Source organism: Actinophytocola sp. (assembly GCF_036378875.1).
GTDB lineage: Bacteria > Actinomycetota > Actinomycetes > Mycobacteriales > Pseudonocardiaceae > Actinophytocola.
On record NZ_DASUVO010000002.1, the window covers coordinates 1 to 12,376 of the forward strand.

Annotated in this window: 14 protein-coding genes and 3 tRNA genes; 9 read left to right on the forward strand and 8 right to left on the reverse strand. The window is 67.0% G+C overall.

Annotated elements, in window-relative coordinates; all coding sequences use genetic code 11:
• Positions 1-214: 214 nt before the first annotated feature.
• The 4 genes from VF106_RS00060 to VF106_RS00075 all read right to left on the reverse strand — a co-directional run bounded on the left by VF106_RS00060 (position 215) and on the right by VF106_RS00075 (position 3,062).
• Positions 215-652: a nuclear transport factor 2 family protein gene (locus VF106_RS00060; RefSeq protein WP_330837412.1), complete on the reverse strand. Its 438-nt coding sequence runs from the start codon at positions 650-652 to the stop codon at positions 215-217.
• The gene (locus tag VF106_RS00065; protein ID WP_330837413.1) at positions 649-1,077 is read right to left on the reverse strand and encodes a nuclear transport factor 2 family protein; all 429 of its coding nucleotides are present in this window, start codon (positions 1,075-1,077) and stop codon (positions 649-651) included. The genes VF106_RS00060 and VF106_RS00065 overlap by 4 nt, the downstream gene beginning before the upstream one ends.
• Positions 1,074-2,498 (reverse strand): MFS transporter, encoded by a 1,425-nt coding sequence (locus VF106_RS00070; protein WP_330837415.1) that lies wholly within the window; start codon positions 2,496-2,498, stop codon positions 1,074-1,076. The genes VF106_RS00065 and VF106_RS00070 overlap by 4 nt, the downstream gene beginning before the upstream one ends.
• Before the next feature lie 120 nt (positions 2,499-2,618).
• Positions 2,619-3,062 carry a nuclear transport factor 2 family protein gene (locus VF106_RS00075; protein WP_330837416.1) on the reverse strand — a complete coding sequence of 148 codons (444 nt, stop codon included), beginning with the start codon at positions 3,060-3,062 and terminating at the stop codon, positions 2,619-2,621.
• A gap of 510 nt (positions 3,063-3,572) precedes the next feature.
• Here VF106_RS00075 and VF106_RS00080 point away from each other — a divergent pair.
• From VF106_RS00080 to VF106_RS00090, 3 genes are all read left to right on the forward strand, one after another.
• Positions 3,573-3,645 (forward strand) — tRNA-Arg (locus VF106_RS00080).
• 4 nt (positions 3,646-3,649) lie between these two features.
• Positions 3,650-3,776, forward strand: a tRNA-OTHER gene (locus tag VF106_RS00085).
• A gap of 28 nt (positions 3,777-3,804) precedes the next feature.
• Positions 3,805-3,876 (forward strand) — tRNA-Asn (locus tag VF106_RS00090).
• 21 nt (positions 3,877-3,897) lie between these two features.
• Here VF106_RS00090 and VF106_RS00095 read toward each other — a convergent pair.
• Entirely contained in the window at positions 3,898-4,278 is a 381-nt protein-coding gene (locus VF106_RS00095; protein WP_330837417.1) for a nuclear transport factor 2 family protein, read from the reverse strand.
• A 42-nt stretch (positions 4,279-4,320) separates the two neighbouring features.
• Between VF106_RS00095 and VF106_RS00100 the strand changes: the two genes are divergently transcribed.
• A complete protein-coding gene (locus VF106_RS00100) occupies positions 4,321-5,169 on the forward strand; it encodes a hypothetical protein (RefSeq protein WP_330837418.1) in 849 nt (282 codons plus the stop codon).
• A 5-nt stretch (positions 5,170-5,174) separates the two neighbouring features.
• Here VF106_RS00100 and VF106_RS00105 read toward each other — a convergent pair whose 3' ends face one another.
• Positions 5,175-5,564, reverse strand: a complete 390-nt coding sequence (locus tag VF106_RS00105) for a VOC family protein (RefSeq protein WP_330837419.1) — start codon at positions 5,562-5,564, stop codon at positions 5,175-5,177.
• Between the two features lie 138 nt (positions 5,565-5,702).
• Between VF106_RS00105 and VF106_RS00110 the strand changes: the two genes are divergently transcribed.
• The 3 genes from VF106_RS00110 to VF106_RS00120 all read left to right on the forward strand — a co-directional run bounded on the left by VF106_RS00110 (position 5,703) and on the right by VF106_RS00120 (position 9,408).
• The gene (locus VF106_RS00110) at positions 5,703-6,329 is read left to right on the forward strand and encodes a DUF3159 domain-containing protein (RefSeq protein WP_330837420.1); all 627 of its coding nucleotides are present in this window, start codon (positions 5,703-5,705) and stop codon (positions 6,327-6,329) included.
• Positions 6,330-7,256: 927 nt separating this feature from the next.
• Positions 7,257-7,874, forward strand: a complete 618-nt coding sequence (locus tag VF106_RS00115) for a TetR family transcriptional regulator (RefSeq protein WP_330837421.1) — start codon at positions 7,257-7,259, stop codon at positions 7,872-7,874.
• The gene (locus VF106_RS00120) at positions 7,867-9,408 is read left to right on the forward strand and encodes an MDR family MFS transporter (protein ID WP_330837422.1); all 1,542 of its coding nucleotides are present in this window, start codon (positions 7,867-7,869) and stop codon (positions 9,406-9,408) included. The genes VF106_RS00115 and VF106_RS00120 overlap by 8 nt, the downstream gene beginning before the upstream one ends.
• Positions 9,409-9,438: 30 nt before the next feature.
• On the opposite strand, the gene VF106_RS00125 is transcribed toward VF106_RS00120, so the two are convergent.
• Positions 9,439-10,644 (reverse strand): MFS transporter, encoded by a 1,206-nt coding sequence (locus VF106_RS00125; RefSeq protein ID WP_330837423.1) that lies wholly within the window; start codon positions 10,642-10,644, stop codon positions 9,439-9,441.
• A 42-nt stretch (positions 10,645-10,686) separates the two neighbouring features.
• A complete protein-coding gene (locus VF106_RS00130) occupies positions 10,687-11,076 on the reverse strand; it encodes a hypothetical protein (RefSeq protein WP_330837424.1) in 390 nt (129 codons plus the stop codon).
• A gap of 211 nt (positions 11,077-11,287) precedes the next feature.
• Here VF106_RS00130 and VF106_RS00135 point away from each other — a divergent pair, with 211 nt between their 5' ends.
• Both VF106_RS00135 and VF106_RS00140 read left to right on the forward strand, forming a co-directional pair.
• On the forward strand, positions 11,288-12,172 hold the full coding sequence (locus VF106_RS00135; protein ID WP_330837425.1) for a helix-turn-helix domain-containing protein: 885 nt from the start codon (positions 11,288-11,290) through the stop codon (positions 12,170-12,172).
• Positions 12,173-12,185: 13 nt separating this feature from the next.
• On the forward strand, positions 12,186-12,374 hold the full coding sequence (locus VF106_RS00140; RefSeq protein WP_330837426.1) for a DUF397 domain-containing protein: 189 nt from the start codon (positions 12,186-12,188) through the stop codon (positions 12,372-12,374).
• The last annotated feature ends 2 nt before the right edge of the window (positions 12,375-12,376 follow it).

Genomic DNA, 12,376 nt, shown 5'->3' on the forward strand with positions numbered 1-12,376 from the left:
TCAGTGTGGTCGTGGTCAGCGAGAGGGTGCCCTTACGCATGTCCGGTGTCCTTCCGAAGTGGTGGTGTGTCTGCCACCTAGATTCGGTGTGGACAGGTGCGTGTCGATGCACGGCTGTGGTGCACATCGGTAGCACGCCGAATGCGGAGAGTAGTCAAAAACAAGGCTCGGCCCGGGGCTGATGCCCCGGGCCAGGCCCGCGTACGGACGAAAGTCAGGCGTACTGCAGGTCCGCCTTGACGATGAGTCCGTCCTCGTAGGTGAACCGGTAACGGGCCTCGAACCCGCCGTCGCCGGTCGGCGCGAAGTTGACCAGCAGGTCCTGCCCGTTCTCCATCGGGCTGACGCTGAGCACGTCGAGGCGGCCACCGATCACCTCGTTGTCGGCCCACCGCCTGATCTGGTCAGCGCCCTTGATCTCCCGGCCCACGTCGACCACGACCGCGTCCTCGGTGAACGAGCCAACGACCTTGTCGAGGTCCCCGGCGTTCACCGCGTCCACATAGGACCGGCCAGCGGTGTCCACTTCGGCCAGTGCGGTGGCGCTGGTCGAGGTTTCTTCCGACCCGCCCGTGTCGGATCCGCCGCTCTCACTGGAACACGCGGTCACCGCGGCCAGTACGGCAGGAATCAGTAGGAAACGCAACTTCATGGTGCTCCGTTCTCGCCGCGGATCGCGCGAATGATCGGCGACGGGTCGGTGTAGGACTTCCAACGGACGATCAGCCCGTCGCGGATCGTCAGGCGCTGGATGAACTCGATCTCGAACTCCTGCCCGGTCTCCCGGACCACGGAGATCTCGTGGATGACGCCGAACGCCTCGTCGCCGTCCACGGCCAGGTGCACGACCTCCTCCTGGCGCACCTCGCAGGTCTCGACGAAGATCTTGAAACCGGCCAGCGCGGCGTCACGGCCGTGGAAGGTGCCGATCCACTTCATGTCGTCGTTGTAGCCGGGCACCGGGGTGTAGTTGATGAACTCGACGTCGGGGGACAGGTAGGTCAGCGCGGTGTCGATGTCGCCGCTCGTGAGCGAGGTGAACCACCCCTGCGCGACGCTCCGGGTCGTGTCGCTCATACCTGCTTGCTCCTCTCTGCGTTGTCCGGCCGGCGAACCCGGCCGAGCCCGAGTGCCGCCACGATGGCGCCGAGCACCGAGATCCCGGCCGCGACGGCGAAGGCGTACTGGTAACCGACCAGCCGGGTGCCGCCGGTGCTGACGCCCGTGACGACGGCGACGCCGATACCGGCACCGATCTGGGTGGAGGCGGTGATCAGCCCGGAGGCCAGGCCCTGCTCCTCGTCGGCCACCCCGCTCAGACCGGCGATGTTCACCGCGGGGAAGACCAGCCCGTTGCCGATGCCGTGCAGTACCACCGCCGGCAGCAGCAACGAGAAGTAGTCGGTGAAGATCCCGCCCAGGACGAACAACCCGATGCCCACGGCCTGGAACAGGAACCCGACGCTGGCCACGGTCCGGATGCCGATCCAGGACATCAGCCTGCCGGTGGCGAACTCGGCCACCAGGAACACCATGATGCCCAGCGGCAGGAACGCGAGCGCGGTCTGCAGTGGACTGTACTCGAGGGTGCGCTGCAGGTAGAGCGTCGCGATGAACTGCCAGCCGATGCTCGCCGCCAGGAAGATCACGCCGAGCACGTTGGCGGTGCTCAACGTGCGGGAGGCGAAGATGCGCAACGGCACGCCGGGGTCCGGGTGCCGGCTCTCGATGACCACGAAGGCCACCAGCAGCGCTGCCGCCGCCGCGAGCACACCGAGGGTCGAGACGCTGCCCCAGCCGGACTCCGGCGCCTCGGTCAGCCCGTACACCAGGAGCAGCAGGCCGGCGGTCACGCTGATCGCCCCGAGAGGGTCGTAGCCGCGGTTGCGCGACCGGGCGAGCTCGTCGCCACGCAGCACCCGGACGGCCAGCACGATCACCAGCGCCGCGATCACCGCGGGCAGCAAGAACACGAGCCGCCAGTGGATCTGGGTGAGGAACCCGGACAGCACGAGACCGAGGCTGTACCCGCTGGCGGCGGTGGCCGCGTACACGCCGAGCGCGCGGTTGCGCTCCGGCCCTTCGTGGAAGGTCGTGGTGATGATCGACAGCGCCGCGGGTGCGGTGAACGCCGCCGCGATGCCCTTCAGCACCCGGGTGACCATGATCAGCGTGCCGTCGGTCACCAGGCCGCCGACCAGGCTGGCGACCGCGAAGAGAACCATGGCCGCCAGGAACACCCGGCGTCTCCCGAACAGGTCGGCCGTGCGCCCGCCGAGCAACAGGAACCCGCCGTAGGCGACGGTGTAGCCGGAGATCAGCCACTGCAGTGTCGCCGGCGTCAGCGCCAGGTCCTGTTCGATGCTCGGCAAGGCGACGCCGATCAGCGACACGTCGAGCGAGTCGAGGAACATCGCTCCGCACAGCACCAGGAGAGCGAGTTGCCCCCGCTGCCGGCCCCGAGTCGGTTCCTCGCGAATCTTGGTGGCGCGGGCCATCAACATCCTCCACGCGAAATCAGTCAGTCGGATCGAATTTCCAGTCCAGATTGTCCTGGTTACCGGGAATTACGATCAATGCGGACTTGCCTGAATACGCCGCGGAGAATTTTCGGGGAACTATCCGGTGAGGATCGTCAGGTTTCCACGGGACCAGATCGGCGAAACCACGACCGAGGCGACGCGCCAGCGGCCATCCGTCCTGGCCAGGCCGAACTGGTAGGACCCGGCGAGCAGGAACTGCGAGTCGCCGTGACGGGCCTCGGCGACGTGGTTGGCATGGAAGTGCGCGCGGCAGGTTGCCGTGTCGTCGTCGACGTCCACGATGTGGTTGGTGATGATGTGCTGGGTGCGCACGTGGGAGAACAGCTTCTCCCACTGTGACAGCACGTCCGCGCGGGCCACGGTGCTCTGCTCGACGCCGAACACGGCGGAGTAGTCGCAGTAGATGTCCTCGGCCAGCACCTCGCTCAGCTCGTCCCACTCGTGCTGGTCGGTGTGCCACCCGAATCTGTTCACGACCTCGATGACGTCGAGTCGATCCTGCAGGCTCGCGGTCGACATGGGTTCTCCTTCAGCGGCTGATCCCGGCAGTTGGACATGACAGTGGACACGGTGCCGGGCCCGAGTCTCCTCCCCGGCGCACGCCGGATACAGGACGAGACTGTACTGGCAGTGCCGGTACCACCAGAGGTGATCCCGTACTACGTTAATTGCGTTGACGGTGTCCCGAGACGCTGGCCATGATTGCTCCCGTCGGATCGATCAGAGGAGAAGCGATGACTGGCCGAAAGTGGTATCGCAAGAATGCCGCGTGCTGGTCGTACCGTCGCGCCAATCGATCGAACCAGGCCGCGCGGCGTAGGGGGCTCCCCACCGTGACTTGATGACGTCACGCCAGGGAGCCGCCCGTCGGGAAACCCGACCAGGGCGGCTTTTTCTTTGTTCGCCGTGCTTTCGGTGCTCATTGACAACTCCACAGTGGAGCAGAACGGTGGAGCGGGCTGCGGAGCCCAGCCCGGCTGTAACCCGGGCGTCGCAAGACACAGGTGGTTCGACTCCACCCTCCACCACACCCCCGTAGCTCAGCGGACAGAGCCGCGGCTTCCGAAGCCGAAGGTCGCCGGTTCGACTCCGGCCGGGGGTACCGTGGGTCGTTAGCTCAACTGGTAGAGCAGTCGGCAGAGTAGTGCGTCCGCTCTCCGCACGTGCGGTCATGGACGTGCTTCCTTCTCCTTGTTAATCGACCGGTTCGGGGTTCGAGTCCCCGGCGACCCACCGCGCCCAGGCGTGTCCCGGGCGTTCTTCTCCTGTGGTGCAACAGGCAGCACGCCCGGCTGTTAACCGGGAAGTCCAGGTTCGAATCCTGGCGGGAGAGCAGATGCTCCACTGTGGACTGTCAGGGTCGCGGCGTTGGCTGGTAGGCGATGAGCTGCCAGCTGTCACCGGCGCGAACCCAGACCGCCAGCGACGCGTTCTTCAACTGCTTGCGGGTGCCGCCCGAGGTCAGGTCGGCGTTCATCTCACCGAGCACGAGCGCGACATCGCCCGTGATCACGATTTTCGTGATGGGGTGGTCGATCTGGTGGTAGACGTAGAAACCGTCGCGGCACTTTCGCATGTATGACTCGAGCGTGTCGGTCACGCCGTTCGAGTGCGTGTACATCAACTCCGGGTGCGCCACCGCGGCGAACGCGTCGAAGTCGCCGGCGACGACCGCGTCGAAGCGTTGCCGTTCCAACGCCGTGATCGTCTCGACGTCCTTCTCGGTCCCGCTCACGGTTCGATGATGCCACGGCACGGCCACGGTAGGTTGGCCGGCATGCCAAGCGATGATCTTCCGGTCGAGGTCCGTCAGAGCGTGGCGGCGTTCCTGGCGGCCGTGGACGAGGTGGCGCCCGGCCTGGTCACCGGTTTCTACCTGGTCGGCTCGGTCGCACTGGACGACTTTCATCCCCGCGGCGCCGGTCGAGGGCGGCTCAGCACCGCCAGCGACATCGACTTCGTCGCGGTGACCGACCGCCGCCTCGAGCAGGACTCCGGGGAGCTGGCGGCGGTGGCCGAGGCGCACGCGCGCACCGTGGCCGGCTTCCCTAAGCCGAACTTCGACGGTGCGGTGTTCACCTGGGCCGACCTCGCGGCAGGGCCCGACGGGTGCCCGAACGTGCCCTGTGCGCAGGAGAGCCGGTTCACGCCCGCCGGACGGGCCGGCCTCAACCCGGTGACGTACTGCGAGCTGGCCTGGCACGGCGTCGCGGTGCGCGGCCCACAGCCGACAGAGCTGGACGTGTGGGCTGACCAGGACGCCTTGCGCGCGTTCACCGCCGACAACCTCCGCGACTACTGGCGGCCGTGGTGGCAGCGAAACAAGCAGGCGCGCCCACTGCCGCTCGCCATCGGGCTCACCGCGTGGTTCCCGGTGTGGGCGGTGCTTGGCGTGAGCCGGCTGCACCATCTGCTCGCCACCGGAACGCTGACCTCCAAGTGCGGTGCCGGCCGGTACGCACAGAAAGTGTTCGATCCGCGCTGGCAGCGCATCATCGACGAGAGCCTGAGCCTGCGTACCGGTGGTGCCGAGGGCCGCCGCGGTTACCGCAGCCCGCTGGCCCGCCGCCGTGACACCCTCGCCTTCGTGGACACCACCATCGAGGCCGCGCTGGCTCATTCCTGACCGGTTCAGGCGTTGGTGGCGACCTTCCACAGGTAGCCGTCCGGGTCGCTGAAGTAGCCGAAGTACCCGCCCCACTGAGCCCCGGCCGCCGCCCTGACCACGGCGCCGCCGGCGGCCTCCGCCTTCCGCATGACCTCGTCCACCGCCTCCCGGGAGTCGGTGATGTAGTGGAACGACACGCCGCGGAACCCGGATCCCTCCGGCGAGACGCCGGCGTCCTGTGCCGCCGCCTCCCATTCGTAGAGCGCCAGCATCGAGGATCCTTCACCAAGGCTGCACCGGACGAATCCGGGAAAGTCCTGGTCGGTCGCGCAACCCAGACCGTCGACATAGAACTTCTTGGCGCGGTTCACGTCCTTGACGCCGAGCATGATGGCGTTCACTTGCAGTGACACGGTCGCCTCCAGGCATTCTCGGTGGTTGGAGCCGTCCGCGTCACGCTATTGCGGCCGCCGAATGCGCGCTTCTCGATTCCTGACCGGTCTGGTAGGGCAATGGGTATACCACCGCTTCGGGTGATGGGGGTCGGCTGTATGAAAGCACTGACGGACGGGTCGCGGTCGTTGTTCGCCGCCGTGGGCGGTTGGCGCACGGTCGCCGAGCTCTTCGTGTCCCGGGTCCTTTTCCTGATCGCCTATCTGATCACCGGTGAGGTCTTGGTCTCCGCGCTCGTGGCGGTGTGTGGGGTGGCGGTGTTCGCGGTGGTGCGGATCTTCACCGCCCGGAAGTACTGGCAGGCGACCGGCGCGCTGTTCATGGTGGGTTTGTCCGCGTTGCTGGCCGGGAGTACCGGGGAGGGAATCAACTTCTACCTGCCGGACATCGTGCGCAACCTGGGCGCCGCGACAGTGTTACTGGTGTCCATGCTGGTGCGGTGGCCGTTGATCGGGCTGCTGATCGGGGCAGCGCGCGGTGAGGGCGTCAGCTGGCGGCGCGACCGGGTACGACGGCGGCGGTACCAGGCGTGCACCGCGGTGTTCCTGGCGAAGTTCATCATCGCGCCGTCGGTGATGGCGCCGCTGTACCTGGCCGGGCAGGTCGTCGCCCTCGGCATCGCCGCCACGCTGCTGGGCACGCCCGCGATAGCCGTCTGCGTCTACTGCTGCTGGCGAATCCTGCGCACCAGGACCTCGCTTGTGACCCGCGCCGACGAGAACTGAACTGGAGCAAGCTCCGCCCGCGGCGAACAAACCCGCCACCACGGCACACGATCTCACCCGACTTCGTTCGAAGCCCGTGGGACTTCGGGACGTCTGTTCGCCCCAACCTCGACGACGAGGACCTCCGTGGCCGGCTGCTGGCCGAACTAATCGACCGGACCAGTTGGCCTGCGGCTCGCGGCCGGGCGTCCCGCGAAGGAAGTAATCGTTCGGCTGGAGCAAGTCCTGCGCGTGGCGAGCGAACTCGCTGCCACAGTGCACGATCTCACCCGACTTCGTTCGACGACCACGACCCTTCGAACGTCCTACTCACTCGAACCTCGACGGCGGCGACCTCTCCGTGGCCGCCTGCTGGCCCATTGGCTCGACCCGATCAGCTGACCGGTGCCTGCGACCGGGTGCCCCGCGAAGGAAGTAGTCGCTCGGCTGGAGCAAGTCCGGCACGTGGCGAGCGAACTCGCCGCCTCGTTGCACTATCTCGTCCGACTTCGTTCGACGACATGGCCCTTCCGGCGTCCTACTCATCCCAACCTCGACTGCGACGACCTCTGCGGCTGCCTGCTGGCCGATCTGGCTCGACCCGATCAGCTGACCGGCGCCTGCGATCGGAGGCCCCGCGAAGGAAGTAGTCGCTCAGCTGGAGCAAGCTCCGCCCCGGCGTGCAAACCAGCCACCACGGCACACGATCTCACCCGACCTCGTTCAACGACCATGGCTCTTCGGGTGTCCTACTCACCTAGACCTCGACGGCGACGACCTCGGCCGGCTGCTGGCCCAACTGCTCGATCCAACCAACTGACCGGCCCCCACGACCGAACCCCGCGCGACTTGTCGCGTCTCCGAGGCACACATCCGACCCAAGCAACCTTGCGTGATCTGCACTACATGCATCATCTGTAAAACTTGCAGATCGTGCAAACTTGCGATGTGAGTGCGCCGAGTGGGGAGAGTCTGCGCGGCAGGCGACGCCGGGAGACGAAGCGGGAGATCCATCTCGCCGCCTTGCGTCTCGCGCGGGAACACGGGTTCGACAAGGTCACCGTGGAGATGATCAGTGCGGCTGCCGGGGTGTCGCCGCGTACGTTCTTCAACTACTTCCCGACCAAGGACGCGGCCGTCGCGCAGGGGCCGCCTGACCTGCCGGACGAGCTCGTCGCGGAGTTCGCGGCGGCCGCGGCGGCGCCGCCGAACGTGGTGCTCGCCGACCTGGCTCGGTTGCTCGTGCGTCATCTTGCGGAAGCCCCGCCGCATCGGGAGGAACTGCTCGCCGTGTTCGAGCTGTCCCGTGAGCACCCGCAGGTGCTTGCGGCGATGCTGGCGCGGTTCGAGGCGTTCCAGCTGGAGGTCGCGGACCTGGTGGCCCGCCGCCTCGGTGGGCAGGCCCGTGACGAGGTGCCCGCGTTGATCGCCGCGGTCGCGTTGACCGCTGTCCGGCAGGGTATGGACCGGTGGGCGCGGACCGAGGACGACTCCCCGGTCCCGCACGTCGAGCGATCCATGGAGCTCCTCCACGCGCTACTGACCCCGGAGTTCTCCCATGACTGACACCACCGAGACCACGGGGCAGAGACTCCCCAGCCGGTTCGGCCTGATCTTCGCCGGCCTGATGACCGTGATGCTGCTGGCGTCCCTCGACCAGACGATCGTGGCCACGGCACTGCCCACGATCGTCGGCGAGCTGCACGGTGTGTCCCACATGGCGTGGGTGACCACCGCCTACATCCTGGCCGCCACGATCTCCATGCCCGTCTACGGCCGGGTCGGCGACCTCATCGGCCGAAAAACCCTGTTCCTGTCAGCGATCTCGGTGTTCCTCGTCGGATCCGCGGTCGCGGGCATGGCGCAGAACATGACCATGCTGATCGTCGGCCGGGGTATCCAGGGCCTGGGCGGCGGCGGGCTGATGATCCTGTCCCAGACGATCATCGCCGACCTCGTGCCACCGAGGCAGCGGGCCAAGTACATGGCGCCGATCGGTGCGGTGTTCGGGCTGTCGGCGGTGGCGGGGCCGCTGCTCGGTGGCTGGTTCACCGACTCGATCGGCTGGCGCTGGGCGTTCTGGATCAACCTGCCGGTCGGCCTGTTCGCACTGGCGGTGTGCACGGTCGCGCTCCGGTTGCCGCGCCGGAAGGCCACCGTCTCCATCGACTTCCTCGGGATCACACTGATGGCGGCCGCGGTGTCCTGCACCGTGCTCGCCGCGACCTGGGGCGGCACCACCTACGAGTGGTCCGACCCGGTCATCCTTGGCCTGATCGTGGGCGGGCTGGTCGCCTGGGTGCTGTTCTTCGCCTCGCAGCGCCGGGCCACCGAACCGGTCATTCCACTGTGGCTGTTCCGCAGCCGCATCTTCAACCTCGCCACACTGATCGGGCTGATCGTGGTAGGCGTCGGCATGTTCGCGGTGATCGGCTACCTGCCGACCTACCTGCAGATGGTCTACGGCTACGGGGCCACCGAGTCCGGGCTGCTGCTCATCCCGATGGTGGTCGGGATCATGGCGACCGCTGTCCCTTCCGGACAGATGATCAGCAGGACCGGCCGGTACAAGATCTTCCCGATCCTCGGCGCCGCGATCGTCACCGGCACCGCCGTGCTGATGTCCACACTGGACGTCGAGACGTCCGTCGTGGTGGTGTGCGTGTACGTCTTCCTGCTCGGCGCCGGCATCGGACTGCTCATGCAGACACTGGTACTGGCCGTACAGAACGACTTCCCGACCGCCAACGTGGGCACCGCGACCTCCGCCAACAACTTCTTCCGCGAGATCGGTGCGACCCTGGGCACCGCGGTCGTCGGCGCGATCTTCACCAACCGCCTCACGACACAGCTCTCGAACACCATGCCACCGCAGGGCACCGCGACGGCCGGGGACGTCGACTCACTGACCCCCGCGATGGTCCACTCTCTACCGAAGGAGCTGCGGGACGTCATCGTGGCCGCGTACCAACACGCGCTCGTGCCCGTGTTCGCCTACCTGGCACCGGTGTTCGCCGCCGGCCTGATACTGGCGTTCTTCCTGCCGGAGAAGAAGTTGGCCGACACCAACGAACCCCAGCCGGAGGTCGTACACGCCTGAGGGACTGGCCGCGATGACCCGCATCCGCTCTCAGCCGGACGTGCGTTGGCGGATCGCGTTGCGCAGAAGGAGTGTGGTGATCACGCTGCTCACCCCGGTCATGGCGATCGCGACGCCGACCGGGAGGAATTCCGCGAACACGCCGAAGATCAGGGGCCCGATCCCCTGAATGGTCATGGTGGTGGTGTTGAGCAGTGCGAAACCCTGTCCCTGGAGGTCGGACGGGACCGCTTCCAGGAAGCGTCGCTGCAGGCCGAGCAAGTAGGCGGAGCCAACGCCGGTGATCACGTACGCCGCGGCGACCGCCGGATACGGCAGGTCCAGGACGAGCGCGATCGGGGGAGTGCCCATCACCAGCAATAGTGGCAGGACGAGTCGTTCTCGGGTGGCGGGCGCGAACGCTCGCCCCACCACCACGTCGCCGATGAGCATGCCGACCGACGTGGCTGCCAACAGGATGCTGGTCTCCGTTGGACTGAAAGCACGCTGCGCGGAGTACGGGATGAGCAGGCTTCCCGCCGCGGCCAGGTACGCGGCGGGCAGGCACTGGACCATGATCAGCTTGGCGACCCCGGGGGCGGCGACGAGCGCGGCGTTACCTCGCAAGGTCCTACGTACGATCGACCCGCCCGCGCGGACCACCGTGGTGCGCGACAGGAACAGGCGGCTGATCACCAACGCGAGCAGGTGCGCCCCCGCGGTGACCAGCATCGTCCGATCCACGCCCAGCCACGCGACCAGTACCCCGCCAGCGGCCATCCCCACCATCTGCGCCGCGACCGCGACCAGATAGGACAGCGAACGCCCCAGAACGTAGGTGTCGCCGGTGAGGACCTCCGCCAGGACTCGGCCCGCGGTCCCGGTGGTGACCGGTGTCAGGCAGGCAACGGCCGCGACGAGGACCAGGCTGACCGCGACCGGGAGGTGTCCGAACGCGAGCAGCAGCCCGACCGCGCACTGGAGCGCGTAGCCCGTGGTGATGAGGGTCCTCGGCGAGAACCGGTCCGCCATCGCGGCAAGAAACAGGCCGCCCGCGGCTTGGGGGAGGAAGCCGATCGTGAACGCCATCGCCGCCAACAACGGAGAGTCGGTCTCGCTGAACACCAGCACCGCCAGCGCGACGGACCGCAGCGTGTCCGACATGACGCCAAGCAGCCGACCCGCGAACACCGCACGGAACTGTGTGACCGCGAAGACCTGTCCATAGGTGGCCTTCGTCGCGAACGTATCGGTCATGACCAGCCCGCGGAGACACGATCAAGATCCATGCCTTACAGGCTAAGGGGTCGTGTCGACTGGATTCACACAATCCATCGGCGTCACTCGGGATCGACGGGGGTCGCCGGCCGGGTTGAACCACACGAGGCGGGCTCGGACGTGGTTGCCGACGTGGAACATGCGCAGCGCGTTCGCCGGTTCGCGCACACTCATCCGCAGTCGGTGCGCCACGATCTCGGCGTGGTCGTCGAAGGCCACCCCCCACGCGGCGATCACCGCGTCGACGCGCTCGCCGTACTCCTGGATCACCGCGAACAGTCGGGGCGCCTCGTCGGCGACCATGGTTTCGAGGAGTGCGGCGAACTCGGGCTCGTCGCAGGCCGGGGTCAGCGTGCCGTGGTCGACGGCGAACTCGTCCAGCCGGTGCCGGGCTTCGCGCGGGTGGGTCATGGTGTTCCTTCCGTGGAGAATCTTTCCGTCTGCGTATACGTTGCGTGACAGTCGCGGACTTGCTCGCTACCGTGGCGTCCTTCGTGATTTGGCAACGCGAACTGTTTGAGCTGGTCAGCAGCTTATTGTGGAAATCCAACTTGTATAGTCGCTAATTTGGGTGAAGCATCCTGAGTCACCCACCGTGATCGGATGTGAGAGGATTCGCGGCATGACGAGCCCATCGAGGTCGATCAGCATGCAGCGGCGCCTGCTCGGTGCCGAGTTGCTCCGGATGCGTGAGTTCGCGGGCCTGACGCAGGACGAGGCTGGCGTGCGGCTCGGCAAGGCGGGCAACAAGATCAGCCGCGTCGAGTCAGGGAAGATCGGCATCGACAAGACGGACCTGGACGAGCTTCTGAAGCTGTACAAGGCATCGGAGAAGGACCAGCTCTGGTGCCGGGAGCTGAACCGCACGGCCAAACCCAAGCGGGGCAGGCCGGCCAGCGAGACCACGCTCTACCTCGGACCGCGCTGGTTCCGTGCCTTCCGCGACCTGGAAGCGGACGCCACGGAGATCATGGAGGTCCGTTCGGAGATCATCACCGGCATCCTGCAGACCGACGCCTACATCCGGGCCATGTTCGACGCACAGGGTGTCGACCCGGCAGACCGGATCGTGGACGACACACTGCGGGTCCGCGCCGACCGCCGCCGGTTGCTGACGCGGGAGAACGCGGCCCGCTTCGCGTTCGTGTTGAGCGAGTCCGCGCTACGCCGCCGGATCGGTGGGCCGGGGGTGATGGCCGAGCAGTTGCGTCACCTGGCCGAGGCCGCCTTGCTGCCAAACGTGACGCTCCATGTCATCCCTTTCGACAGCCGGTCCTACGAGCACCTGTGCACGGACTTCACACTGTTCCGATTCGGCCATGAGATGGCGAATGACATTGTCTACGTGGAGATGTACTCCGACGCCGCCTACCTGGACAAGCCGCCCGAGATGGTCCGCCGCTACTCCGAACTGGTTGGCCGCCTGCAGGGGGTGGCACTCGGGCCGGTGGAGTCGCGACACTTGGTGGAGACCGTGGCGGAGCAGTACGCCGCGGAGGAAACATGAGGAGTTGACTGCCATGACCGGCGACTGGGCCATGGTTCGGTTCCGCAAGTCCAGCCGCAGCAGCACGAACGGTGGCCAGTGCGTCGAGGTGGGCCTCCAGTCTGGTGTGGTCGCCGTTCGCGACTCCAAGTGCCCTGACAGTGGACTCGTCGAACTACCGGCAACGGCGTGGGCGGAGTTCCTCTCGGTTCTGCGTGCCTGATC

Coding starts and splice junctions, on each gene's coding strand:
- VF106_RS00120 (WP_330837422.1), top strand. CDS start 7,867: ATGACTGACACCACCGAGACCACGGGGCAGAGACTCCCCAGCCGGTTC.
- VF106_RS00070 (WP_330837415.1), bottom strand. CDS start 2,498: ATGGCCCGCGCCACCAAGATTCGCGAGGAACCGACTCGGGGCCGGCAG.
- VF106_RS00125 (WP_330837423.1), bottom strand. CDS start 10,644: ATGACCGATACGTTCGCGACGAAGGCCACCTATGGACAGGTCTTCGCG.
- VF106_RS00075 (WP_330837416.1), bottom strand. CDS start 3,062: ATGTCGACCGCGAGCCTGCAGGATCGACTCGACGTCATCGAGGTCGTG.
- VF106_RS00060 (WP_330837412.1), bottom strand. CDS start 652: ATGAAGTTGCGTTTCCTACTGATTCCTGCCGTACTGGCCGCGGTGACC.
- VF106_RS00135 (WP_330837425.1), top strand. CDS start 11,288: ATGACGAGCCCATCGAGGTCGATCAGCATGCAGCGGCGCCTGCTCGGT.
- VF106_RS00065 (WP_330837413.1), bottom strand. CDS start 1,077: ATGAGCGACACGACCCGGAGCGTCGCGCAGGGGTGGTTCACCTCGCTC.
- VF106_RS00140 (WP_330837426.1), top strand. CDS start 12,186: ATGACCGGCGACTGGGCCATGGTTCGGTTCCGCAAGTCCAGCCGCAGC.
- VF106_RS00100 (WP_330837418.1), top strand. CDS start 4,321: ATGCCAAGCGATGATCTTCCGGTCGAGGTCCGTCAGAGCGTGGCGGCG.
- VF106_RS00130 (WP_330837424.1), bottom strand. CDS start 11,076: ATGACCCACCCGCGCGAAGCCCGGCACCGGCTGGACGAGTTCGCCGTC.
- VF106_RS00110 (WP_330837420.1), top strand. CDS start 5,703: ATGAAAGCACTGACGGACGGGTCGCGGTCGTTGTTCGCCGCCGTGGGC.